The following is a 23,877-nucleotide window of genomic DNA, read 5'->3' as shown; positions in this document are numbered from 1 at the left end:
GCGGTGAGCGACGAGCACTGGTACGAGGACGAGACCGGGCCGATGGTGCGCCCCTACACGGTGACCCGGGGCCGCACCCGGCCCTCGGGCGCGCACGCCATCGACCTGATGTCCCGGGTCACCGCGCTGGACACCGACACGCCCGGGCCGGACGTGGACCACGCCCGTGCCGCCCTGCTCGATCTGATCCGGCGCGGCCCGCGTCCCGTCGTGGAGCTGGCCGCGGACGCCGATCTGCCGCTGACCGTCCTGCGGGTCCTGCTCGGCGACCTGGCCGAGGCGGGCCTGATCCGCATCGATGAGCCGCGCCGCCTCCGGGCCGGCGCTCCGGCCGCCGATCCGGGGCTGTTGCGGGAGATCGTCGAGCGGCTGAAGGAGCTGTAGGCGCCACGGCACCGGTCAGCGGCGCACCAGCTCCGCGAGCAGCGCGGCGGTCGCCTCGTCGGCCGGCAGGAACGCCTCCAGCCGCAGCTCGGCGACGGTGACATCGGTGGCGGTGCCGAAGTGCGTGAGCGTGGTGACCAAGGTCAGCTCCCGGCCGTCGGCGGGATCGGCCGCGCGCAGCCGTAGCGGCACGGCGAAACCCAGGTGGTCCGGCGTGTCGCGCGGCCGTTCGGGAGCCAGAGCGGCGAGGTCGGCGGCCAGGTCGCGCAGCCGTTCGTCCGGATTGCGCACACTCTCGGCCCGCACCCGGTCGATGATGTGCCACGCCCATTCACCGAGGTTGACGATACGGGGCGCGAGGCCCTGCGGGTGCAGCAGCAGCCGGGGCACGCTCACGGGCGGGGCGAGCAGCTGCGGGGCCACGCCCGCGGTGAGCGCGTGGAACGCGGCGTTGGCGGACACGAGGTCGCCGTGCCGGTCGACGACCACCGCCGGGTAGGGCAGATGGCCGTCCAGGATCCGTTCGAGGGCGGTGCGGATCGGCCCGATCCGGGGATCGTCCAGGCCGCTCTGCGGGTAGGCCGGGGCGAATCCGGCCGACAGCAGCAGCTCGTTGCGCTCGCGGATCGGCACCTCCAGGGACTCCGCCAGCCTGATGATCATGGAGCGGCCGGGGGCCGACCGGCCGCTCTCGATGAAGCTCACGTGCCGCTGGGTCGTGCCCGCACGCAGGGCCAGTTCCAGCTGGCTGACGCGCCTTCGGGCGCGCCACTCGCGCAGCGCGGTGCCGAGCCCGCCCGTGGTCGATTCGCTGATCACCCCTCATGTGTAGCCCGAGCGATCACGATCGGCCATTCCCTGGCGGGAATTGCCGCGCGCAGCCCGGCGCAGCAGGGTCGGTGCCGTAACCGACCGACAACGGCCGAAGGGGAACGACCGTGAAAGCCAACGACATCCAGGAACTCACCGGCCGGTACGTCGCCGTGTGGAACGAACCCGACGCGGAGCAGCGCCGCGCCGCGATCGGCGCGCTGTGGTCCGCCGACGCGGTGCATGTGCTGCAGGCGCCCAAGGAGATGCGGCGGACCGCCGAGGAGCTGGGCTTCGACCGGCTCGTCCTCCAGGCCCGCGGGCATGACGCGCTGGACGTCCGGGTGACGCGCGCCTACGAGGAGTTCGTCGCGCCCGGCACCTATGTCTTCCGGTCGCGCGGCGACGCGGACCGCCTGAACGACATCGTCAAGTTCCACTGGGAGATGGTGTCCCGGCACGGCGGCGAGGTCGCCGCAGTGGGCCTGGAGATCCTGGTGCTCGACCCGGACGGGCGGATCACCGGCGACTACCAGTTCATCGAGGGCTGAGCGCGACGACGCCCACCCTCCCCGCGACGGTGCGCAGCCACGGGTGAGGGGAGACTCACCCCGCCCACGCACGCCCGGCGCCGCCCGGTCCCGGGCGACCCGGCGGCCGCCCTGCGCGCGGCCTCCCTCGGCTTCCGCGAACACCTCGTGCGGCGCGACCAGTCCGTCCCGCCGGCGAAACCGGACGTCATCCGACGGCGCCGTCGACGCCCACCGGTTGTCGCCGGGCCGCCGCTGTGTTGTCCCCGGGGCGGTTGGACGGCCTGCTGGATCCGGCCCTGCCTGCTCCAGCTGCGCGGCACGCCCAACGGCATGCCGCCTGAGCTGGCGGCCCTGCCCGAGGATGCCCCGGACCGGAGACGCCCGCCGGGTGCCCCCCGGTCACCGCCGAGCGGCTGGACGGCCTGCTGGATCCGGCCTGCTGCCCCAGCTGTTCGGCAGGCTCGACGCCCGAGCTGGCGGTCCTGCCTGAGGTCGCCCCAGTCCGGGCGCCCACTGGTTGCCCCGGGTCGCCGTCGCGCTGCCCCCCCGGGGCGGTTGGACGGCCCGCTGGATCCGGCCCTGCTGCTCCAGCTGCGCGGCACACCCAACGGCATGCCGCCCGAGCTGCCCCTCCTGCCCGAGGACACCCCGGTCCGGGCGCCCACCGGTTGCCCCCGAGCCACCGTCGCGCTGTCCCCGCGGCGGCTGGACGCCCTGCCGAAACCGGCCCTGCTGCCCCAGGTGGGCGGCACGCTCGACGCCATGCCGCCCGAGCTGCCCCTCCTACCCGAGGTCGCCCCGGTCCGGGCGCCCACCGGTTGCCCCCGGGCCACCGTCGCGCTGTCCCCGCGGCGGCTGGACGCCCCGCTGGATCCGGCTCCGCTGCGCCCAGCTCCCGCGGCACGCCCAACGGCATGCCGCGCGAGCTGGCCGTCCTGCCCGAGGTCGCCCTCGTCCCCGTGCCTATGGAAAGGTCGTCATCGAGATCCGCGAGGGATCCCTTACAGAGCCGGCTGCCACGGGACGACCTTGAAGTCGCCCGTGCCCTGCTTCACCTTCTCGAACGGGGCGGACGAGACGCACTTGGGCAGGTCCTTGGTGTCCACGGGACTGCCGACAGCGGCCCAGCTGTAGCCCAGCCGGTCGTGCCGGCCCAGGTCGTCGACCGTGACGCCGACCCGCTTGCCCTTCGCCCCCGGCAGGTCCGATGCCGTGATGACACCGGACACGACGGCGACCTTCCCGCCGGTGACCAGGCAGTCCACCTTCGCCTTGGCCCACGCCCCCTCACCGTGGAGGTAGTGGCTCCACTCGAACGTGCCGGTGGCCTTGAGCGGGTCCTTGGTGTCCTTCGCCGCCAGATGCGCGTCGAAGGAGAAGGTGATGTCGTCCCCCGCCGACCGGTACAGCTTGGCCGTACCGGTCAGTGCGGCGGCCTCGCGCTGAGGGGGGTGGGCCCCGCCCCCGGCGGCCACGGTCGCTCCGGCGGCCACCGCCGCACCGGCGGCCCCGGTGATGATCAGCAGGGCGGCGGCGGCAGACGCGGCGACGATCTTCGTACGGCGCTTCATGACGGTCCTTTCCGCAGGTCAAGCGCGTGATCTGAACGATCACCACTCTCCCGGCAGGAGCGTTTCGGCGCATCGCTCCGCAGTCGGCATCCCACCTCCCCCGTCCGGCGGGGGACCCTGCCGGTGACCTGCGTCTCAGGGAGGAGGGGAACCGCCGTCGAGGGCGCGCAACGAATCGCCGCCCGACCCGCACTGCACGCAACGAACCGCGCACAGGCGCGCAACGGCTCCTTCTTGTCCGGCCGAGCGCGCCGACCGTACCTTCTTCGTGGCCCGAAAAAACTTCCCGGCCACCCACAAGAACCTCTTTCCGGTGAGGACCCCGCATGCGCACCGCCCTGCTCCAGAGCTCCGGCCGCCCCGGCTCCATCGTCGAGAACCTCAAGGTCCTCGACGAGGCCGCGGGCCGTGCCGCCGCAGCGGGCGCCGCGCTGCTCGCCGCGCCGGAGATGTTCCTGACCGGGTACGCGATCGGCGACGACATCGCCCGCCTCGCCGAGCCCGCCGACGGCGACTCCGCCGACGCGATCGCCGAGATCGCCACCCGGCACGGCATCGCCCTCGCCTACGGCTACCCGGAGCGCGACGGCGAGACCGTCTACAACTCCGCCCAGCTGATCTCCGCCGACGGCACCCGGCTCGCCAACTACCGCAAGACCCACCTCTTCGGCTGCTTCGAGCGCGACCACTTCACGCCGGGCGAGCAGCCGGTCGTCCAGGCCGAGCTGAACGGCCTGACCGTCGGCCTGATGATCTGCTACGACGTCGAGTTCCCGGAGAACGTCCGCGCCCACGCCCTGGCCGGCACCGACCTCCTCGTCGTCCCGACCGCGCAGATGCACCCCTTCCAGTTCGTCGCCGAGTCGATGATCCCGGTGCGCGCCTGGGAGAACCAGATGTACGTCGCGTACGTCAACCGGGTCGGCCAGGAAGGCGAGTTCGAGTTCGTCGGGCTCTCCGTGCTCGCCGGTCCCGACGGTGTCGCCCGCGCCCGGGCCGGCCGCGCCGAGCAACTGGTGTTCGCCGACGCCGACCCCGCCTTCCTGGCCGCCTCCCGCGAGGCCAACCCGTACCTGCAGGACCGCCGCCCCGGTCTGTACGGGTCCCTCGCCTGAGCCGCCGCAGCCGCCCGAAAAGCCTCCCCCCGGTTTCACCACGCGCAAGGAGTCCGTACCCCATGACGTCCACGGTGCCCAACGCCGTCGAGCACACCGACGAGCAGCAGCCGCCGATCACCATGTTCGGCCCGGACTTCCCCTACGCCTACGACGACTTCCTCGCCCACCCGGCGGGCCTGGGCCAGATACCCGCGACCGAGCACGGCACCGAGGTCGCGATCATCGGCGGCGGTCTGTCCGGCATCGTGGCCGCGTACGAGCTGATGAAGATGGGCCTCAAGCCCGTCGTCTACGAGGCCGACCAGCTCGGCGGCCGGCTGCGCACCGTCGGCTTCGAGGGCTGCGACGAGTCGCTCAACTGCGAGCTGGGCGCGATGCGCTTCCCGCCGTCCTCCACCGCCCTGCAGCACTACATCGACATGGTGGGCCTGGAGACCAGGCCCTTCCCGAACCCGCTGGCCGAGGCCACCCCCTCGACCGTCGTGGACCTCAAGGGCGAGTCGCACTACGCCGAGACCATCGCCGACCTGCCGCAGGTGTACCGGGACGTCGCCGAGGCCTGGAACAAGTGCCTCGACGAGGGCGCCGACTTCTCCGACATGAACCGCGCCATGCGCGAGCGCGACGTGCCGCGCATCCGCGAGATCTGGGCGAAGCTCGTCGAGAAGCTGGACAACCAGACCTTCTACGGCTTCCTCTGCGACTCCGAGGCCTTCAAGTCCTTCCGGCACCGCGAGATCTTCGGCCAGGTCGGCTTCGGCACCGGCGGCTGGGACACCGACTTCCCGAACTCCATCCTGGAGATCCTGCGCGTCGTCTACACCGAGGCCGACGACCACCACCGCGGCATCGTCGGCGGCTCCCAGCAGCTGCCGCTGCGCCTGTGGGACCGCCAGCCGGAGAAGATCGTCCACTGGCCCTACGGCACCTCGCTGAAGTCCCTGCACGTGGACGGCGAGCCGAAGCCGGCCGTGACCCGGCTGCACCGCACCGCGGGCAACCAGATCACCGTGACGGACGCGAACGGCGACATCCGCACCTACAAGGCGGCCGTCTTCACCGCCCAGTCCTGGATGCTGCTGTCCAAGATCGCCTGCGACGACTCGCTGTTCCCGATCGACCACTGGACGGCGATCGAGCGCACCCACTACATGGAGTCCAGCAAGCTCTTCGTGCCCGTGGACCGGCCGTTCTGGCTGGACAAGGACGAGGACACGGGCCGGGACGTCATGTCGATGACGCTGACCGACCGCATGACCCGCGGCACCTACCTCCTGGACAACGGCCCGGACCAGCCGGCCGTCATCTGCCTGTCCTACACGTGGTGCGACGACAGCCTGAAGTGGCTGCCGCTGTCCGCGAACGAGCGGATGGAGGTCATGCTGAAGTCGCTCGGCGAGATCTACCCGAAGGTCGACATCAGGAAGCACATCATCGGCAACCCGGTGACGGTCTCCTGGGAGAACGAGCCCTACTTCATGGGCGCGTTCAAGGCCAACCTGCCGGGTCACTACCGCTACCAGCGGCGCCTGTTCACCCACTTCATGCAGGACCGGCTGCCCGAGGACAAGCGGGGTATCTTCCTCGCCGGCGACGACATCTCCTGGACGGCGGGCTGGGCCGAGGGCGCGATCCAGACCGCGCTGAACGCGGTCTGGGGCGTCATGCACCACCTGGGTGGCGAGACCGACCCGGCCAACCCCGGCCCGGGTGACATGTACGACGAGATCGCCCCTGTGGAGCTGCCCGAGGACTGACCAGAAGAACGAGCAAGGACCAAGGCGCGGGCGGCCGGACTCAGATTCCGGCCGCCCGCGCCTTTTCAAACACCTCCGCGGCGACGTCCGCCAGCTCCCGGGCGTCCCGCGCGCTGCCCTGGAGGTCGACGAGGATCTCGTCCAGGCCGATCCGCGCGTGCTCCACCAGATCCTCGACGATCTGGTCCACGCTCCCCTGGAAGGGCCGGCGGTCCGCGCCCTCGTACGCCTTGGGCAGACGGACGGTGTTCACCCGCAACACCGTCCGGATCGGTTCGGTGCGCCCCCGTTCTTCGGCCAGCTCCCGCAGCTCGCGCCACTGGGCGGCGACCTGCTCGGCGCCCATGCCCACCGGAAGCCAGCCGTCGGCGTGGTCCACCAGCCGCCGCCACGCCCGCCTGTTGCCCGCGGCGAGCAGAATCGGGATCGGCCGGGCGGGCTTGGGCCCGACCACGGCTGAAGCGATCTTGGTGAGCCGTCCGTCGTGGACGACCGGATCGGGACCCCACACGGCCCGGCACACCTCGATGATCTCGTCCAGGACCGCGCCGCGCTCCGCGATCGGCCGGACGCCCGAGGCCGCGTACTCGTCCACGGACCAGCCCGTGCCGAAGCCCGCCATGACCCGGCCCCCGCTCGCCGCGTCCAGCGAGGCCAGGGCCTTGGCGAGCTGGAACGGCACGTGCAGCGGCGCCACCAGGACGCTGGAGCCCAGCTCCGCCCGCTCGGTGGCCGCCGCGGCCAGGGTGAGGGTGACCAGCGGGTCCGCCACGTTCCGGTACTGGTCCGGCCAGGGCAGGCCGTCGACGCCGTACAGGCCCTGGGTGGCGGGCTCGGGGAACAGGGCCCGCTCGAAGACCCACAGGCTGTCATAGCCGGTCCGCTCGGCGGCGCGTGCCACCGCGGGCACGTCCGTGCCGATCGAGTACTGCCGCATCTGGGGAAGACTCAGGCCGAGCCGGGTCACCATACCGCTGCTCCTCTGCGATCGGATGCTTGCCCGGCAACGTACGGCCGTCGCCGGGGAGTTCCGGAGGTGGCGCGCGCAGGGGCCGATTCCGGCCAGGTCAGTCGGTGAGCGGTGTCAGCAGCATCCGCCCCCCGAATCCCACCGCAGCGTCCAGTCGTTCGGCGAACTCCTGAGCCATGTCGCCGCAGTGGCGCAGCGCCCACAGGGACCGTGCCGCCACCCAGGCCGCGTCGCGGGCCCGCTCCAGGCTCCAGGAGCCCAGCAGATGGGTGAGCGGGTCGGCGATCTGGAGCAGGTCGGGGCCCGGCATCAGATCCTCGCGGATGCGTTCCTCCAGCGCGACCAGGAGATCGCCCACGCGGTCGAACTCGTCCTCCAGACCGGCCGGTTCGCAGCCGACGGTACGACAGGCGTCCACCACGGCGAGCGCCAGATCGTGGCCGATGTGCGCGTTGATGCCCGCCAGCGCGAACTGCAGCGGCCGTACCCCGGGATGGCCCCGCAGCTGGAACAGCGGACGCCAGCAGGCCGGTGGACGGCGGTCCGCGGCCTCCGCGTCCACGGCCGCCAGATAGCGATCGGCGAACCGCACGTCCAGCGCGATCGCCGCCCGTGGATCCGGGAACTCCCCGGCGTCCAGGCTCCGGTCGATCTCCTCGGTGACGGTGAGGTAGACGCGGTTGAACACGGCTACACCGTCCCGCTCGGGGAGGGTCGCGTCGATTGCGCGCATCCGGGAGACGACCGCGTCGACGGGGGTGGTGAGGTGTTCCAACTGCGCCATGGGGGAAGGGTCCCAGCCCTGGGTCGGCCGGTGTGCCGACCGGCCCGGTGCTTCGCCGGAACGGGGGAACGGACCGCCGCAGTGCGCAGGCGAGAGGGGGACATGACACCGTGTCAGGCTTACGCGTCCGGCGCCTGGCGGAGCGCCGGGCGGCGCGCAGGCGTGCGGTGCGGCGCGGGGTGATGGTGACGGTGGCCTCGGTGGTGACGCTGGTCGGCTCCGTCACCGGGATCCTCTCGGCGCCGAGCGCTCCGCGGGAGGGTCGTGCCGGGCCGTCGAACGCCCGCGGGCCCGTTGTGGTCGACCGCGCCCACACGGCGTCAGCCGCAGGTCGGACACGGCCCCGCGCCCCTTCGGGGCGCGCGCGAACCTCGGCCACTCCCACTCCCACTCCCACCCGCGCCGGAGACGAACAGCCGACCGTGCCTGGCGCACCGCTCCTCTACCGCCACCCCGACTCCCAGGTGCTGGACTGGGTCCGCGCGCACCCCGGCGATCCGCGCACCGCCGTCATCGCCTCCCGGATCGCCGGCCGCCCGACCGCGGTGTGGTTCACCGACCCGGACCCGGACACCATCGCCGCCCGGGTGCGCGCGGTCACCGCGGGTGCGGCGGATCGGGGCCGGGTCCCGGTGGTCGTGCCGTACGCGATCCCGGACCGGGACTGCGGCGGCGCCTCCCGGGGCGGTGCGCCCGACCTCGCGGCCTACGACGCCTGGATCGGCGCCTTCGCCCAGGGGCTGGGGCGGGGAGAGGTGATCGTCGTCCTGGAGCCGGACTCGATCGCGCGGTCCGGCTGCCTGACGGAGGCCGACCGCGCCGCCCGGTTCGCCTCGCTGGCCCGTGCGGGCCGGGTGCTGAAGGCCGCCGATCCAAGGGCGCGGGTCTACTACGACGCCGGACACTCCGGCTGGAACCCGCCGGCCGAGCAGGCCGCCCTGCTGAGACAGGCGGGGGCGGCCGACGCGGACGGCGTCTTCAGCAATGTCTCCAACTTCCGCACCACGGCCGACGAGATCGCCTACGACCGTCGGGTGCTGGACGCGCTCGGTGGCCCGGCGAGCCTCGGCGCCGTGGTCGACACCAGCCGCAACGGCAACGGCGCCCCGCCGGACGGCCGGTGGTGCGACCCGGCGGGGCGGAAGATCGGCCGGGCCCCGACCCTGGACACCGGCGAGGCACGCATCGACGCCTACCTCTGGGTGAAGCCGCCGGGGGAGTCCGACGGCTGCCGGGGCGCCGCCGGGATGTTCACGCCGTCGTACGCCTACGACTTGGCGCGCGGAGCCTTGGCGTCGTAGCCGGACGTGCCCTCGTCCAGCAGCGGTTCCTGCTTCTTCAGGTGGGCGGGGGCGAAGGCGCGCAGCGCGTGGTAGCCGGTGATGACGACCAGGGTGCCGAGGGCGATGCCGCTGAGCGAGAAGGTGCCGGTGAACTTCATGCTGACGTTGCCCACGCCGATGATGATGCCCGCGGCGGCCGGGACCAGGTTCAGCGGGTTGCGCAGGTCCACCTTGGCGTGCAGCCAGATCTGGGCGCCGAGCAGGCCGATCATGCCGTACAGGATCACGGTGATGCCGCCGAGCACACCGCCGGGGATGGCGGCCACGACCGCGCCGAACTTCGGGCAGATGCCGAAGAGCAGGGCGAAGCCGGCGGCGGCCCAGTACGCGGCGGTGGAGTAGACCCGGGTCGCGGCCATCACGCCGATGTTCTCGGAGTAGGTGGTGTTCGGTGGTCCGCCCACCACGGTGGAGAGCATGGACGCGACGCCGTCCGCCGAGATCGCCGTACCGAGCTTGTCGTCCAGCGGGTCGCCGGTCATCTCGCCGACCGCCTTGACGTGGCCCGCGTTCTCCGCGACCAGCGCGATGACGACCGGCAGCGCGACCAGGACCGCCGACCACTGGAAGGACGGCCCGTGGAAGTGCGGCAGGCCGATCCAGTCCGCCTTGGAGACGCCGGAGAGGTCCAGCCGCCAGTGGTCGGTGACCTTGCCGCCGGGGCTCATGGAGTGGATCTTGCCGAAGATCCGGTCGAAGGCCCAGGAGATGCCGTACCCGAAGACCAGGCCGAGGAAGATCGCGATCCGCGACCAGAAACCGCGCAGGCAGACCACGGCAAGCCCGGTGAACAGCATGACCAGCAGGGCCGTCCACTGGTCCTGCGGCCAGTAGGTGGAGGCGGTCACCGGGGCCAGGTTGAAGCCGATCAGCATGACGACCGCGCCGGTGACGATCGGCGGCATCGCGGCATGGATGATCCGCGCGCCGAAGCGCTGCACCGCGAGCCCCACCAGGAACAGCACGATGCCGACCACGAACACCGCGCCGGTCACGGTGGCACTCGTACCGCCCTGGGCGCGGATGACGGCGGCCACGCCCACGAACGACAGGGAGCAGCCCAGGTAGCTCGGCACGCGTCCGCGGGTGGCGAGCAGGAAGATCGCCGTCGCCACGCCCGACATCATGATCGCCAGGTTCGGGTCGAGGCCCATCAGCACCGGCGCGACGAAGGACGCGCCGAACATCGCGACCACGTGCTGGGCGCCCAGGCCCACCGTACGGGGCCAGGAGAGCCGTTCGTCGGGGCGTACCACCGCTCCGGGGGCGGGCGTGCGCCCGTCACCGTGCAGTTTCCAGCGCACGCCGAGATCCATGTGGGGTTTCGCTTTCTTGCGTATGTGCAGGCGGTCCGCACCATTGTCACGGTTGACGAGCGGTCCTGCCGCCGGCCGCGGCGGACCGTGCTCGACGCGCGCGCCAAGCGGATCGCCCCGCAGATCGCGGCCGACGGCAGCCGGCCACAGGGACAGCCGGGGCTCCTGAGCGGTCGCTTAGTATGGATCCGTCCCAGCAACGATGTTCAGGAGCCCGCCCCCGTGACCGCCGAAGCCCCGATCGCCCCCGCCGTCTCCCACGGCCGGCTGATCCCCGTCACCGTGCACTTCGACGACCTGGACGCGCTCGGGCTCCTGCACAACGCCCGTTACCCGCTGATGGTCGAGCGCGCCTGGACCGACCTGTGGAACGAGCACGGCGTCCGCTTCGACGGCGACTGGCACGCGGCCCAAGACGCCTGCAACGCGGTCCGCGAGCTGCGGATCAGCTACGAGGCGCCGGTGACGCGCCCGGGCGGCTACGCCGTCCACCTGTGGCTGGAACGGCTCGGCACCACCGGACTGACCTACGGCTTCCGCTTCTGCTCGGCCGACGGGGCCCAGACCTACGCCCAGGGCACCCGGGTGCTGGTCCGGCTGGACGCCACCACCCTGCGCCCGGCGCCCTGGACCGACGCCTTCAGGGCCGTGGCCCGGGAACTGCTGCGGCCGGCCGGCTGACCTCGGTCCGGCCGCCGCGCCCGGCGGTGCGCAGCACGCCCGCGAACACCGCGAGCCCGCAGGCCAGCGCCGTCACCACACAGAACGACACCACCAGGCTGGTCGCCTGGGCCACCCCGCCGATCAGGCTCGGCGCGATCAGGCCCGAGGTGTAGGTGATCGTGGCCACGCCGGCTATGGCCTGGCTGGGGTTGGGCCCGGCGTGCCCGGCCGCCGCGAAGCACAGCGGCACGACCACCGCGATGCCGAGCCCCATCAGCGCGAACCCGCCCATCGCCACCGCCGGGTACCCGGCGAGCACGATCAGCAGACCGCCCAGCCCGGCCAGGACGCCGCCGGCCCGGACCGTGCGGACCGCGCCGAACCGGTTCACCACCGCGTCACCGGCGATCCGGGCCACCGCCATCGTCAGCATGAACCCCGTCGTGCAGGCCGCCGCCACACCGGCCGAGCTGTCCAGCCGGTCCCGCAGGAACACCGCCGACCAGTCCAGGCTCGCACCCTCCGCGAACACCGCGCAGAAGCCGACCGTGCCGATCAGCAGCGCCGAGCGCGGGGGCGGCGCGAACCTCGGCGGCGCCTCCTCGTCCTCGGCGGGCTGCAGGTCCAGTACCCAGGTGCAGGCCACCAGGCCGAGCACGGTCAGTACGGCCGAGGCGAGCACGAAGTGCAGGCGGGCGTCCGAGCCGAGGTGCGCGGCGAGCGTGCCGGCCGCCGAGCCGGTCAGCGCGCCCGCGCTCCACATGCCGTGCAGCCCCGACATGATCGACCTGCCGAGCAGCCGCTCGATCTCGACGCCGAGCGCGTTCATCGCCACGTCGGACACGCCCGCGCTCGCGCCGTAGGCGAATATCGCCAGGCACAGCGTGTACACGTTCGGCGCCAGGGAGGGCAGCACCAGCGAGAGGGTCCACAGCGCGAGCAGCCCGCGCAGGGCCGTACGACTGCCGAAGCGGTGGCTGATCCGGCCCGCCAGCGGCATCGCGCACGAGGCGCCGAACGCGCCGAAGGCCAGCGCGAACCCCAGCTGGCCCGGGCTGAGCGAGGCGTGTTCCCGGATCCACGGCACCCGGGTGGCGAAGGAGCCGGTCACGGCGCCGTGCACGGCGAACACGGCCGCCACGGCGTACCGGGCGCGCCTGACCTCGCCACCTGCGTACCCCACGTCACTCATGTTCCCGTCCCTCCCGAGCGTGGCCCCGCGGCACGCGCCGTAAACTATCAGGGAGCCTGCCTGATAGATAGACGGTTTTACGGCCGCCTGTTCGAGGACGCGTTGATCGGGTGAGGACCGCCGATCTGGGAGGATTCCCGTCATGCCCGCATCACCCAGCACCGCCCGGGCCATCAACGACCGCCAGGCCCTACGGCTGTTGCAGCATGAAGGCCCGCTCACGGCAGGGCAGTTGAAGCAGCTGACGGGGTTGTCCCGGCCGACGGTCGCCGACCTCGTGGAACGGCTCACCGCCGCCGGACTGATCACGGTCGTCGGCGAGTCCGGCGAGCAGCGCCGCGGCCCCAACGCCCGGCTGTACGGCATCGTCGCCGACCGGGCCCACCTGGCCGCGCTCGACGTCCGTACCGGGGGTGTCTTCGTGCTGGTCTCCGACCTGGTCGGGCGGGTGCTCGCCGAGGCGTCCGTGCCGATCGGCGGGGGCACCGGGACCGGGCCCGCCGTGGAACAGGCGGTGGCCGCGGTGGAGCGGACCGCCAAGGAGGCCGGGGCGACGGGGGCGCCCCCGCGCGGGGGCGGTCGAGCGTGGGGGAGGCTGCACACCGTCGGCATCGGCGCCCCGGGCCTCATCGACCCGGCCACCGGCGACCTCCGTGACTCCGGGGGCCTGCCCGCCTGGCACCGCCGCCTGGCCGCCGCCCTGCAGGACCGGCTGCCCGGGGCCCGCGTCACCGTGGAGAACGAGACCAACCTCGCCGCCCTGGCGGAACAGCGCGAGGGTGCCGCCCGGGACCGGGACACCTTCGTCCTGCTGTGGCTGGGGCACGGCGTCGGCGCGGCGGTCGTCCTGGGCGGCACCCTCCTGCGTGGCGCCTCGGGCGGCACCGGCGAGATCGGCTTCCTGCCGGTCCCGGGCACCGGCTCGCTCCCCTCGGCGACGGACTGCGACGGCGGCTTCCACTCGCTGGTGGGGGCGGCGGCGATCGGCTCCCTGGCGGCGGAGTGCGGCCTGCCGGTACCGGCCACGGTGGACGGACCGGGGGCGGCGGTGGTGATTCGGGGGGCGGTCGCGGAGGTGAGCGACGCGGGTGCGGGTCAGCCGGGCGCGGAACGGCCCGCCGAGCGCTTCCTCCACGCCCTCGCCGACCGGATCGCCGTCGGCGCCGCGTCGGTCGTGGCCGTACTCGATCCCGGCTGTGTGGTACTCGGCGGGGAGGCCGGGCAGGCCGGCGGCGCGTTGCTCGCCGGGCTCGTGGAGGAACGGCTGCGCCGGATGTCGCCCCTGCTCACGGAGGTGCGGGCGAGCACCCTTGGCGGTGCGGCGGTCCTGCGCGGCGCGCTCCTGACCGCCCGTGACCGCGCCCAGGACGAACTCTTCGCACCCCCGAACCGCAACTGACCACCCACCGGGCACTCCTCCGTCTGTCATGGGCGCTTGGGGTCGAGGGGCTCAGTCGGCCCGTTGTCCCAGGCCCTGGTCCGCTCGTGACCGGGTGTCAGGCCGGCCTCCGGTTCTCGGCTGTACGTCGATCGGTCCGCGCGAGACGGGGGCCGACGGGGGCCGCCCGCCCGGAGACCGGCGCGGCGGACGGTCTCCAGGGCGTCCTCGCGGGTGGCGCGGGCCTGGACGCAGAAGCGGCGCAGATCCCGCAGCGCCGCTGACCGTTCCTCGGCGTCGAGGGCCTCGAACCGGGCGATGCCCTCCGGCTCCCTCCCGTCAGCCGCCGAAGCGCCGCCCCAGATACTCCTCGAACGTCGTCTTCCCCACCGCCTGTTCCGGGGCCAGCAGGCCGCCCTCGCGGACAGCGCGATAGGTCCCGCCGAACAGCGGCACCCGCGCGACGGCCCGGCGCCGGCCGGTCGCGCGGAGGTAGGCGCGGGCCAGCGAGTCCAGGGACCGTACTTCGGGACCGCCCATGTCCGCCACCCGCCCGGCCGGCGCGGCGAGCGCCAACTCCGCCAGGCGCTCGGCGACTTCGCCCACCTCCACCGGCTGGTCCGGCACCCCGGCCGGGACCAGCATGACGGGCGGCTTGGCCAGCCCGCCGAGGATCGTGACCAGCAGGTCGTGGAACTGGGTCGTGCGCAGGATGGTCCAGCCGAGCCCCGACGCCTCGATCCGCCGCTCCACGGCCAGCTTGGTCTTGTAGTAGCCGAGCGGCACCCGGTCGACGCCGACGATGGAGATGTAGACCAGATGGCCCACTCCGGCCCGCCGTGCCGCCGCGATCAGGTGATCGGCGGCCTGCTCGTCGCCCCGCTGAGCGGTCGCGCAGTGCACCACCGTCTCCACACCGGCGAGCGCGGCATCGAGGCCGCTCCCGCCCTCACGCAGATCGACGGCGTACGGCTGGGCGTGCCGGCTGAGCACCCGCACCTCGTGCCCGTCCGCCCGCAGCCGCTCCGTCAGGCACCGGCCGAGCGTGCCGGTCCCGCCGGTCACCAGGATCGTGGTCATGCTGTTCGTGTCCCTTCGGACTCGTGTGCCCCCGGTCGGAGCACCCTCGTCGGCTGAGACCACGCAGCCCCCGGGAAATGTGACAAGCCCGGGCCGGCGCCGCTACAACCGCACCAGCTGCCGTTGCATGTAGGCCAGCTTGTCCGGGTTCACCACGGTCCGCACATGGGCGATCAGCCCGTCCCGCAGCTCGAAGGCCGCCACCCCGACGAGCACGTCGCCCGCCCACGTCACCAGCGCGCTCGCGCCGTTGACCTCCGCCACCGCGAAGTCCAGGCCTCCCGTGAACCGTGCGGCCCCGCCGACCAGGAACCGCACGACCTTCTCGCGCCCCTCGATCGGCCGCCGGGCCGCGGACACCTTGCCGCCGCCGTCGCCCCAGTACGTGACCTCCGCCGCGAGCAGCTTCTCCAGCCCGGCCACGTCACCCTCGCGGGCCGCCGCGATGAACGACGTGACCAGTTCCTCCTGCCGCTCCGGCGCCGGCTCGAACCTTCCCTCCGGCACGGCGAGGCGGGCCACCGCCCGCCGGTACAGCTGACGGCAGTTGGCCTCGCTCAGGTCCAGGACGCCGGAGATCTCCCGGTGGGCGTAACCGAAGGCCTCGCGCAGCACGTACACCGCCCGCTCGGTCGGCGTCAGCCGTTCCAGCAGGACCAGCAGGGCCAGGGAAACCTGCTCGCGCCGCTCCGCCGACTCCAGCGGCCCGAGCGTGCCGTCGGAGGTGAGCACCGGCTCCGGCAGCCAGGGCCCGGGATACTCCTCGCGGCGGGCTCGGGCCGAGGTCAGCCGGGTCAGGCAGAGGTTGGTGACGGCCTTGGCCAGCCACGCCCCCGGGTGCTCGATGGCCCTCCGATCGGCGCCGCTGAACCGCAGGTACGCGTCCTGCACCGCGTCCTCCGCCTCATGGGCGGAGCCGAGCAGACGGTAGGCCAGGCCGAACAGGCGGGGCCGGTGGGACTCGAACTCGTCGGCGGGCGGCGTGTGCGTCATGGGTGTCACCCTGCCAGACCCGCGGTGACGTCCTGACGGCCCGGCGGCGGGCAAGGGCCGTCGTCACCGCCACCGGGCCCGCCCGCACGATAAAAGGACTAGACCAGCATGGTCAATGGGTCTGGACCAAGCTCAAACCACCCCACCGGCCAGGCAGTTGTGCCTGGTGACTGCGCCGCGCAAGTCCGGCGACACGGGCTGTGAGGGAGCCCACACCCCTCGCCTGTCTGGAGAGCCGTGCGGCGTGGCACACTGGCCCTGTACTAGAAGCAGCGCACTCCGGGGTCGGTGAAAGTCCGAACCGGCGGTTACAGTCCGCGACCCGGTCGCTTCCAGCGGCCGGTTGACCAGGTGAAATTCCTGGACCGACGGTTAAAGTCCGGATGGGAGGCAGTGCGCGGCGAGCGGGCACGTCTCCGTGCGCGCCGTCGTATCTGGGCTCGTCCGTACCCGGACGGGTCCTTGTCGGCGTCGGCAGCGTTCACGGTGTTGCTCACTCGTCCATTCTGTCGTCATCGACAGGCCCCGGAGTCCGTGCCCGAAGAGGCAGGAGGACCCGGGAAGTGTTCACCGGAATCGTCGAAGAGCTGGGTGAGGTCACCGCCGTCGAGAACCTCGGCGACGCCTCCCGCTTCCGGCTCCGCGGCCCCATCGTGACCAAGGGCGCGCAGCACGGCGACTCCATCGCCGTGAACGGGGTCTGTCTCACCGTCGTGGAGCACGAGGGCGACGAGTTCACCGCCGATGTGATGGCGGAGACCCTGAAGCGTTCCAGCCTCGGCGCGCTCACCGCCGGCTCCCGGGTCAACCTCGAACGCCCCATGGCCGTGGGCGCGCGTCTGGGCGGGCACATCGTGCAGGGCCATGTCGACGGCACCGGCGAGGTGCTGGAGCGCAGGCCCTCCGAGAACTGGGAGATCGTGAAGGTGTCCCTCCCGGCGGACCTGTCCCGCTATGTGGTCGAGAAGGGCTCCATCACCGTCGACGGCATCAGCCTCACCGTCGTGGAGGCGGGCCCGGACTACTTCACCGTCAGCCTCATCCCGACCACCCTCGACCTGACCACGCTCGGCGTGAAGCAGCCCGGCGACCCGGTCAACCTCGAGGTCGACGTCGTCGCCAAGTACGTCGAGCGGCTCCTCGGCGACCGTGCCCAGGGAGCCGGCAAGTGAACTGGCTGAATTCCGAGGCCTTCACCCTCTTCGGCCAGCACATCATCTGGTCGGACATGGTCGGCAACATCCTCGGCCTGATCACCCTCGCCCTGGGCTGGCGCCGCTCGCTGATGACCTGGCCCGCGCAGTTCCTCTCCGGTCTCGTCCTGTTCATCGCCTTCTACGGCCACCTGGCCGGCAGCGCCGGCAAGCAGGTCGTCGTCATGGCGGTCGCCCTGTACGGCTGGTGGCAGTGGCAGCGGAACAAGAACCGCTCCGCGGACGGCCACATCGTGCCCCGGTTCGCCGGCTGGCGCGAGCGCGCGGCGATGCTCGGCGCGGCCGCCGCCGGCACGGTCGCGGTGGCCCTGCTCTTCACGGCCTACCCGTCCCTGTCCTGGGACCCCTGGCCCGACGCCTACATCTTCGTCGGCACCATCGTCGCCATGTACGCCCAGGCCAAGGGCATGGTCGAGTTCTGGTTCGCCTGGCTGCTCGTCGACCTCGTCGGCGTACCCCTCAACTTCGCCAACGGCTACGCCTTCTCCGGTTTCGTCTACGTCATCTACGGCGCACTCGTCCTGTGGGGCATGCGCGACTGGTGGCTGCGCTCCCGCCGGGGCTCGCAGCCCGTCCTGGAAGGAGCCCCGGCATGACCTCGGCACTGTCCCTGTACGACACGGACACCATCGAGAACTTCCGGCTCGACCCCGTCGAGCAGGCCATCGCCGACATCGCGGCCGGCCGCCCGGTCGTGGTCGTCGACGACGAGGACCGGGAGAACGAGGGCGACCTCGTCATCGCCGCCGAGAAGGCGACCCCCGAGATCGTCGCCTTCATGATGAGCGAGTGCCGGGGACTCATCTGCGCCCCCATGGAGGGCGAGGAACTGGACCGGCTGCGGCTGCCGCAGATGGTCGAGGACAACACCGAGTCGATGAAGACCGCGTTCACCATCTCCGTGGACGCCTCCGCCGCACACGGTGTGAGCACCGGCATCTCGGCCTCCGACCGCGCGACGACGCTTCGGCTGCTCGCGAGCGGCACGGCCGAGCCGACGGACCTCGTCCGCCCCGGCCACATCTTCCCGCTGCGCGCCAAGCCCGGCGGCGTCCTCGTCCGCAACGGCCACACCGAGGCCGCCGTCGACCTCGCCCGGCTCGCGGGCCTGCGCCCGGCCGGCGCCATCGTGGAGATCGCCGGCGAGGACGGCCGCATGCTCCGCCTGCCCGAGCTGATCCCCTTCGCCCGCAAGCACGGGCTGACGATCATCTCCATCGAGGACCTGATCGCCTACCGCCGCAGCAGCGAGCCCACCGTCCGCCGCGAGGCCGAGACCCGCCTGCCCACCCGGCACGGCACCTTCACCGCCTACGGCTACCGCTCCACCGTCGACGGCGTCGAACACGTCGCCCTCGTCCACGGCGAGATCGGCGACGGCGAGGACGTCCTGGTCCGCATCCACTCCGAATGCCTCACCGGTGACGTCTTCGGCTCCCTGCGCTGCGACTGCGGCCCCCAGCTGGACGCCGCCCTGGAGCGCATCCAGGAGGAGGGCCGGGGCGTGGTGGTCTATCTGCGCGGCCACGAAGGCCGGGGCATCGGCCTGCTGTCCAAGCTCCGGGCGTACGAACTCCAGGAGCGCGGCCGCGACACCCTCGACGCCAACCTCGAACTCGGCCTGCCCGCCGACGCCCGCGACTACGGCGCCGGCGCCCGGATCCTCGCCGACCTCGGCGTGTACGGAATCCGGCTGATGACCAACAACCCCGACAAGACCGACGCGCTGCTGCGCCACGGCCTGAAGATCACGGGCCGCGAGCCGATGCCCATCCAGGCCGGCGAGCACAACCTCCACTACCTGCGCACCAAGCGGGACCGGATGGGACACGACCTGCCCTGGCTGGACACGCCCGCCGTGGCGGCCTGCAGCAGCCAGTAGGCAGGAAAGCACTTCGAGCAAGACAGTACTTCGAGCAAGACAGCACTTAGGAGACACGTGAGCGGCAAGGGTGCACCGGAGTTGTCCGTACGCAACGCGAGCGACCTCAGGGTCGCCGTCATCGCGGCGCAGTGGCACGAGAAGGTGATGGACGGTCTGGTGAACGGCGCCCTGCGCGCCCTGCACGAACTGGGGATCGACGAGCCGACCCTGATCCGGGTCCCCGGCAGCTTCGAACTCCCGGTCGCCGCCAAGGTGCTGGCCGGGCGCGGCTACGACGCCGTGGTCGCGCTCGGCGTCGTCATCCGCGGGGGCACCCCCCACTTCGACTACGTGTGCCAGGGCGTCACCCAGGGCCTCACCCAGGTCAGCATCGAGACCGGCGTCCCCGTCGGCTTCGGCGTGCTCACCTGCGACACCGAGGAGCAGGCCCTGGACCGGGCCGGCCTGGAGGGCTCGAACGAGGACAAGGGGCACGAGGCGGTGACCGCGGCGGTCGCGACCGCGGCGACGCTCCGCTCAGTATCCGAACCCTGGCACTGAGGCAGCGGCCGGAGCGCGTAGGGTAAGGACCACCATGTCCAAGAAGACGTTCGAGGAGCTCTTCACCGAGCTCCAGCAGAAGGCCGCCCACGGCGACCCCGCCACCTCCCGCACCGCAGAGCTGGTCGGCAAGGGCGTCCATGCCATCGGCAAGAAGGTCGTCGAAGAGGCCGCCGAGGTCTGGATGGCCGCCGAGTACGAGGGCAAGGAGGCGGCGGCCGAGGAGATCTCCCAGCTGCTGTACCACGTCCAGGTGATGATGGTCGCCCGCGGGATCTCCCTGGACGACGTCTACGCCCACCTGTGACACGCCCGACGTAAAAGCCGTAAGAGCCGCAAAAACCCCTTCAAGCAAAGGAAGCCGACCTCATGCTGCGCATCGCCGTCCCCAACAAGGGTTCACTGTCCGGCCCTGCGGCGGAGATGCTGCATGAGGCCGGCTACCAGCAGCGCCGCGAGTCCAAGGAGCTGCGGATCGTCGACCCGGAGAACGAGGTCGAGTTCTTCTACCTCCGCCCCCGCGACATCGCGATCTACGTCGCCTCCGGCCGCCTCGACATGGGCATCACCGGCCGCGACCTGCTGATCGACTCCGGCGCCGACGCCGAGGAGATCCTGCCGCTCGGCTTCGCCCGGTCCACCTTCCGCTTCGCCGCCAAGCCCGGCACCGCGAACGGCATCGAGGACCTGAAGGGCAAGACGGTCGCCACCTCCTACGAGGGCATCGTCGCGGGACACCTCGCGGACAGCGGCGTCGACGCCTCCGTCGTCCACCTCGACGGCGCCGTGGAGACCGCGATCGAGCTGGGCGTCGCCGAGGTCATCGCCGACGTCGTGGAGACCGGCACCAGCCTGCGCAACGCCGGCCTGGAGGTCTTCGGCGAGCCGATCATGAAGTCCGAGGCGATCGTCATCCGCCGCACGGGCGCGGACGCCGATGAGACCGCCGAGCCGAAGGTCCAGCAGTTCCTGCGCCGCCTCCAGGGCGTCCTGGTCGCCCGGACGTACGTGATGATGGACTACGACTGCCGTGTCGAGCAGCTCGAGAAGGCCGTCGCGCTCACCCCCGGCCTGGAGTCGCCGACCGTCTCCCCGCTGCACAACGAGGGCTGGGTCGCGGTGCGCGCCATGGTCCCCGCCAAGGAGGCGCAGCGGATCATGGACGACCTCTACGCCATCGGCGCCCGCGCCATCCTGACCACGGCCATCCACGCCTGCCGCCTCTGAGGGGTGCGCACCGAGATGTCCGACACCCCCTCCCTCCCCGTCACCTTCCGGCCGGGCCACACCCGGGTGATCCTGCTCACCGCCGGTGTCGTGATCTTCCTGACCATCTCCACGATCGGGCTGCTGCTGGAGCAGCTCGGCCCGGGGGAGCGGCTCAGCTTCGTCATCACCGGGGCGCTGATCTTCTGGGTGCTGGCCCAGCTGGCCCGGGTGAAGGTCGTCGCCGACGAGTCCGGCGTCACCGTGGTCAACATCGCCAGCAAACGGCGCCTGGAATGGGCGGAGATCCTCCAGGTGAACCTCCGTCCGGGCGATCCGTGGGTGTTCCTCAACCTCAGCGACGGCACCAGCCTGCCCGCTCTCGGCATCCAGCCGGGCGTCGCCAAGCAGCGCGCCATCGCCGACGCGCAGGCCCTGCGGGCCCTCGCCGAGGCCCGCTCCGTGGCCCACCCGGCGGAGGGTCAGGGCTGACTCGGGGGCAGATCGGGGCCGACTCGGGGTCGCCCACCCTGCCCCAGCGCCCCATGTCTTGATTAATCTGGTGGCGGAGGCCCTTTCGCTGCGCCTCCGCCCCTGGACGCCACCCGGTGCACAGGGGTTCCTGCTACCCGAGGAGTGACTCCCTCCAGCGATGGACGGATCGTCCTGTAGTACCTGCGCCGCCCCGACCCGACATACCGGGAAGGCGGTGGCAGCGTGACCGTCTCCCTGCTGCTCCTGGGAGCGGCTTTCCTGCTGATCCTCGCCAATGGCTTCTTCGTGGCCGCCGAGTTCGGTCTGGTGACCGTCGAGGCCACGGAGGCCGAGAAGGCCGCCGCCGAGGGCGACCGACGGGCCCGCAGGGTCGCGGAGTCGCTCAAGGAGCTGTCCTTCCAACTCTCCGGCACCCAGCTCGGTATCACCATCACCTCCCTGGTCGTCGGCATGCTCGCCGAACCGGCCCTGGCCGAGCTGCTGCACGGCCCCTTCGCCGCGATCGGCATCCCGGACGGCGCCGTCTCCGGTGTCGCCGTGGTCGTCGGCATGCTGCTGGCCTCCGCGATCCAGATGGTGATCGGCGAGCTCGTGCCCAAGAACTGGGCGGTGTCCAAGCCGCTGCCGGTCGCCCGGTTCGTGGCCGGCCCGCAGCACCACTTCTCCCGCCTGTTCCGCCCGGTGATCGCCGCGCTCAACACGGTCGCCAACCGGCTCGTACGGGCCCTCGGCGTCGAACCCGCCGAGGAGCTGGCCTCCGCCCGCACCCCGGGCGAACTCGTCTCCCTGGCCCGGCACTCCGCCCAGGCCGGCGCCCTGGAACAGGACACGGCCGACCTGTTCGTGCGCACCCTCTCCCTGGGCGAGCTGACCGCGCAGCACGTCATGACCCCGCGCGTGAAGGTCAGCGCCCTGCAGGACTCGGCCACCGCCGAGGACGTGGTCAACCTCACCCGGGCCACGGGCCTGTCCCGCTTCCCCGTCTACCGGGAGAAGATCGACGAGATCGTCGGCATGGCCCATCTGAAGGACGCCCTCGCCGTCCCCGTGCGCGACCGTCTGCGCACCCCGGTGAGCCGCATCGCCCGCAAGGCGCTGCTGGTCCCGGAGACCCTGCCGGTCCAGCCCCTGCTCGCCCGGCTCCGCTCCGAGCAGCCCATCGCCGTCGTCGTCGACGAGTACGGCGGCACGGCGGGTGTGGTCACCCTGGAGGACATCGTCGAGGAGCTCGTCGGCGAGGTACGCGACGAGCACGACGCCAAGGACGTCCCCGAGCTGGCCCCCGCCCCGCCGGAGGACGGCCGGCCCGCCTGGGACGCCGACGGCAGCTGCCGCGTCGACATCCTCCAGCGCATAGGCCTCGACGTGCCCGAGGGGCCGTACGAGACGGTCGCCGGGCTGGTCGCCGACCTGCTCGGCCGCATCCCGGCCCCCGGCGACCGGGCCGAACTGCCCGGCTGGCGGCTCTTGGTCCGCCAGGTCGGCCACTACCGCGCCGAGCGGGTCCGTCTGGTCAGGACGGCCCCGGTGACGAACGTGATGGAGGCCGCACGATGAGCCTCCTCCAACTGCTCTTCGCCGCGCTGCTCGTGCTCGCCAACGGTTTCTTCGTCGGCGCCGAGTTCGCGCTGGTCTCCGTCCGCCGCAGCCAGATCGAACCGCTGGGTACGGCGCGGGCCCGCCAGGTGCTCTACGGCCTGGAACGCCTGCCCCAGATGATGGCCGCGGCCCAGTTCGGCATCACCGTCTGCTCGCTGACGCTGGGCGCGGTGGCCGAGCCGACGGTGGCGCATCTGCTGGAGCCCGTGTTCGCGGCGGTCCACCTCCCCGACGGCGTGGTCCACCCGCTGGGGTATGTCATCGCCCTCGCCGCGGTGGTCTTCTTCCACCTGGTCATCGGCGAGATGGTGCCGAAGAACCTCGCGATGGCGGCCCCCGAGAAGGCGGCACTGTGGCTGAGCCCCGGGCTGGTGGCCTTCGCCCGCCTGTGCAAGCCGATCACCGTGGCCCTCGGCGCCTGCGCCCAGGCCATCCTGCGTCTGTTCCGCGTCGAGCCGAAGGACGAGGTGGAGGCGGTGGTCACGAGCGAACAGCTCAACCGCCTGCTGGAGGACTCCGGCCAGGCGGGCCTGCTCGGCCCCGAGGAGCGGGAACGCCTGGAGGACGCCCTGGAGCTGGGCTCCCGCCCGGTCACCGACGTCCTGCTGCGCCGGGAGACCCTGGTCACGGTGACCCCGTCGGTCACCCCGGGCGAGATCGTCGAGCTGACGGCCCGCACGGGCTACTCCCGCTTCCCGGTCGCCGCCACGGACAAGGGCCCCTTCATGGGGTACGTCCACGTCAAGGACGTCCTGGACCTGGAGCAGTCCGACCGGGCCGTCCCGCAGCAGGTGTGGCGCCCGATGGCGACCCTGCGGGCCGAGTTGCTGCTCGACGACGCCCTGACGGTCATGCGCCGAGCCGCCACACACCTGGCCCAGGTAGCGGACGCCTCCGGCAAGGTGCTGGGCCTGGTGGCCCTGGAGGACGTCCTGGAGATGCTGGTGGGCGAGGTACGGGACCCGGCACACCGAGAGCTGCCGGACGTGAAGCTGGCGGAGCCGAGAGCGAGTGGGGAGCCGGAGGGCGCACTGATGTAGCTGCGG

24 protein-coding genes and 1 riboswitch are annotated in these 23,877 nt (G+C 72.3%); of the genes, 16 read left to right on the top strand and 8 right to left on the bottom strand.

Annotation, left to right across the window (positions count from 1 at the left end; all coding sequences use genetic code 11):
* Positions 1–3: 3 nt before the first annotated feature.
* Entirely contained in the window at positions 4–384 is a 381-nt protein-coding gene (locus ACWC0C_RS25565) for a DUF742 domain-containing protein (protein ID WP_449196752.1), read from the top strand.
* A 15-nt stretch (positions 385–399) separates the two neighbouring features.
* Here ACWC0C_RS25565 and ACWC0C_RS25560 read toward each other — a convergent pair whose 3' ends face one another.
* Complete coding sequence (locus ACWC0C_RS25560) at positions 400–1,203, bottom strand: helix-turn-helix domain-containing protein (RefSeq protein ID WP_450866116.1); 804 nt, start codon at positions 1,201–1,203, stop codon at positions 400–402.
* A 119-nt stretch (positions 1,204–1,322) separates the two neighbouring features.
* On the opposite strand from ACWC0C_RS25560, the gene ACWC0C_RS25555 reads away from it, so the two are divergent.
* Positions 1,323–1,745 carry a hypothetical protein gene (locus ACWC0C_RS25555; protein WP_450866115.1) on the top strand — a complete coding sequence of 141 codons (423 nt, stop codon included), beginning with the start codon at positions 1,323–1,325 and terminating at the stop codon, positions 1,743–1,745.
* Between the two features lie 983 nt (positions 1,746–2,728).
* On the opposite strand, the gene ACWC0C_RS25550 is transcribed toward ACWC0C_RS25555, so the two are convergent.
* Positions 2,729–3,298, bottom strand: coding sequence for a Repetin (locus tag ACWC0C_RS25550; RefSeq protein ID WP_450866113.1), 570 nt, complete (start codon positions 3,296–3,298; stop codon positions 2,729–2,731).
* Positions 3,299–3,624: 326 nt separating this feature from the next.
* On the opposite strand from ACWC0C_RS25550, the gene ACWC0C_RS25545 reads away from it, so the two are divergent.
* The gene (locus ACWC0C_RS25545) at positions 3,625–4,413 is read left to right on the top strand and encodes a carbon-nitrogen hydrolase family protein (RefSeq protein WP_450866111.1); all 789 of its coding nucleotides are present in this window, start codon (positions 3,625–3,627) and stop codon (positions 4,411–4,413) included.
* A gap of 62 nt (positions 4,414–4,475) precedes the next feature.
* A complete protein-coding gene (locus ACWC0C_RS25540; protein WP_450866110.1) occupies positions 4,476–6,173 on the top strand; it encodes a flavin monoamine oxidase family protein in 1,698 nt (565 codons plus the stop codon).
* 40 nt (positions 6,174–6,213) lie between these two features.
* Here the strand turns inward: ACWC0C_RS25540 and ACWC0C_RS25535 are convergent, their stop codons facing one another.
* Entirely contained in the window at positions 6,214–7,143 is a 930-nt protein-coding gene (locus ACWC0C_RS25535) for an LLM class F420-dependent oxidoreductase (protein WP_450866108.1), read from the bottom strand.
* Between the two features lie 97 nt (positions 7,144–7,240).
* On the bottom strand, positions 7,241–7,927 hold the full coding sequence (locus ACWC0C_RS25530) for a DUF5995 family protein (protein ID WP_450866107.1): 687 nt from the start codon (positions 7,925–7,927) through the stop codon (positions 7,241–7,243).
* A gap of 110 nt (positions 7,928–8,037) precedes the next feature.
* On the opposite strand from ACWC0C_RS25530, the gene ACWC0C_RS25525 reads away from it, so the two are divergent.
* Positions 8,038–9,228 carry a glycoside hydrolase family 6 protein gene (locus ACWC0C_RS25525; RefSeq protein ID WP_450866105.1) on the top strand — a complete coding sequence of 397 codons (1,191 nt, stop codon included), beginning with the start codon at positions 8,038–8,040 and terminating at the stop codon, positions 9,226–9,228.
* Here ACWC0C_RS25525 and ACWC0C_RS25520 read toward each other — a convergent pair.
* Positions 9,195–10,586, bottom strand: a complete 1,392-nt coding sequence (locus ACWC0C_RS25520) for a uracil-xanthine permease family protein (RefSeq protein ID WP_450866103.1) — start codon at positions 10,584–10,586, stop codon at positions 9,195–9,197. The two genes, ACWC0C_RS25525 and ACWC0C_RS25520, sit on opposite strands and share 34 nt — an antisense overlap.
* Before the next feature lie 222 nt (positions 10,587–10,808).
* Between ACWC0C_RS25520 and ACWC0C_RS25515 the strand changes: the two genes are divergently transcribed.
* Positions 10,809–11,267: an acyl-CoA thioesterase gene (locus ACWC0C_RS25515; RefSeq protein ID WP_450866102.1), complete on the top strand. Its 459-nt coding sequence runs from the start codon at positions 10,809–10,811 to the stop codon at positions 11,265–11,267.
* Here ACWC0C_RS25515 and ACWC0C_RS25510 read toward each other — a convergent pair.
* Complete coding sequence (locus ACWC0C_RS25510; RefSeq protein ID WP_450866100.1) at positions 11,227–12,441, bottom strand: MFS transporter; 1,215 nt, start codon at positions 12,439–12,441, stop codon at positions 11,227–11,229. The two genes, ACWC0C_RS25515 and ACWC0C_RS25510, sit on opposite strands and share 41 nt — an antisense overlap.
* A 142-nt stretch (positions 12,442–12,583) precedes the next feature.
* Between ACWC0C_RS25510 and ACWC0C_RS25505 the strand changes: the two genes are divergently transcribed.
* The gene (locus ACWC0C_RS25505; RefSeq protein ID WP_450866099.1) at positions 12,584–13,840 is read left to right on the top strand and encodes an ROK family transcriptional regulator; all 1,257 of its coding nucleotides are present in this window, start codon (positions 12,584–12,586) and stop codon (positions 13,838–13,840) included.
* A gap of 318 nt (positions 13,841–14,158) precedes the next feature.
* On the opposite strand, the gene ACWC0C_RS25500 is transcribed toward ACWC0C_RS25505, so the two are convergent.
* Both ACWC0C_RS25500 and ACWC0C_RS25495 read right to left on the bottom strand, forming a co-directional pair.
* Positions 14,159–14,899 (bottom strand): SDR family oxidoreductase, encoded by a 741-nt coding sequence (locus ACWC0C_RS25500; RefSeq protein WP_450866097.1) that lies wholly within the window; start codon positions 14,897–14,899, stop codon positions 14,159–14,161.
* A gap of 102 nt (positions 14,900–15,001) precedes the next feature.
* Complete coding sequence (locus tag ACWC0C_RS25495) at positions 15,002–15,892, bottom strand: RNA polymerase sigma-70 factor (RefSeq protein WP_450866096.1); 891 nt, start codon at positions 15,890–15,892, stop codon at positions 15,002–15,004.
* Positions 15,893–16,162: 270 nt separating this feature from the next.
* Positions 16,163–16,293, top strand: a riboswitch (FMN riboswitch).
* A 162-nt stretch (positions 16,294–16,455) separates the two neighbouring features.
* Here ACWC0C_RS25495 and ACWC0C_RS25490 point away from each other — a divergent pair.
* The 9 genes from ACWC0C_RS25490 (at position 16,456) to ACWC0C_RS25450 (ending at position 23,871) form a co-directional block, all read left to right on the top strand.
* Positions 16,456–17,064, top strand: coding sequence for a riboflavin synthase (locus ACWC0C_RS25490; protein ID WP_449196767.1), 609 nt, complete (start codon positions 16,456–16,458; stop codon positions 17,062–17,064).
* On the top strand, positions 17,061–17,702 hold the full coding sequence (locus ACWC0C_RS25485) for a nicotinamide mononucleotide transporter family protein (protein WP_450866095.1): 642 nt from the start codon (positions 17,061–17,063) through the stop codon (positions 17,700–17,702). The genes ACWC0C_RS25490 and ACWC0C_RS25485 overlap by 4 nt, the downstream gene beginning before the upstream one ends.
* Positions 17,699–18,988, top strand: a complete 1,290-nt coding sequence (locus ACWC0C_RS25480) for a bifunctional 3,4-dihydroxy-2-butanone-4-phosphate synthase/GTP cyclohydrolase II (protein ID WP_450866094.1) — start codon at positions 17,699–17,701, stop codon at positions 18,986–18,988. The genes ACWC0C_RS25485 and ACWC0C_RS25480 overlap by 4 nt, the downstream gene beginning before the upstream one ends.
* Before the next feature lie 57 nt (positions 18,989–19,045).
* Complete coding sequence (ribH, locus tag ACWC0C_RS25475) at positions 19,046–19,531, top strand: 6,7-dimethyl-8-ribityllumazine synthase (protein WP_208901990.1); 486 nt, start codon at positions 19,046–19,048, stop codon at positions 19,529–19,531.
* Between the two features lie 34 nt (positions 19,532–19,565).
* Positions 19,566–19,838 carry a phosphoribosyl-ATP diphosphatase gene (locus ACWC0C_RS25470; RefSeq protein ID WP_023552153.1) on the top strand — a complete coding sequence of 91 codons (273 nt, stop codon included), beginning with the start codon at positions 19,566–19,568 and terminating at the stop codon, positions 19,836–19,838.
* A 62-nt stretch (positions 19,839–19,900) separates the two neighbouring features.
* The gene (gene hisG, locus ACWC0C_RS25465; protein ID WP_449196770.1) at positions 19,901–20,758 is read left to right on the top strand and encodes an ATP phosphoribosyltransferase; all 858 of its coding nucleotides are present in this window, start codon (positions 19,901–19,903) and stop codon (positions 20,756–20,758) included.
* A 15-nt stretch (positions 20,759–20,773) separates the two neighbouring features.
* Positions 20,774–21,229: a PH domain-containing protein gene (locus tag ACWC0C_RS25460; RefSeq protein WP_450866091.1), complete on the top strand. Its 456-nt coding sequence runs from the start codon at positions 20,774–20,776 to the stop codon at positions 21,227–21,229.
* A gap of 225 nt (positions 21,230–21,454) precedes the next feature.
* A complete protein-coding gene (locus ACWC0C_RS25455; RefSeq protein WP_449196772.1) occupies positions 21,455–22,789 on the top strand; it encodes a hemolysin family protein in 1,335 nt (444 codons plus the stop codon).
* Entirely contained in the window at positions 22,786–23,871 is a 1,086-nt protein-coding gene (locus tag ACWC0C_RS25450; protein WP_449196773.1) for a hemolysin family protein, read from the top strand. Before ACWC0C_RS25455 ends, ACWC0C_RS25450 begins: the two co-directional genes overlap by 4 nt.
* Positions 23,872–23,877 lie beyond the last annotated feature (6 nt).

The organism is Streptomyces sp. NPDC001709 (genome assembly GCF_053596375.1).
This window is presented reverse-complemented; position numbering and strand designations above follow the sequence as displayed.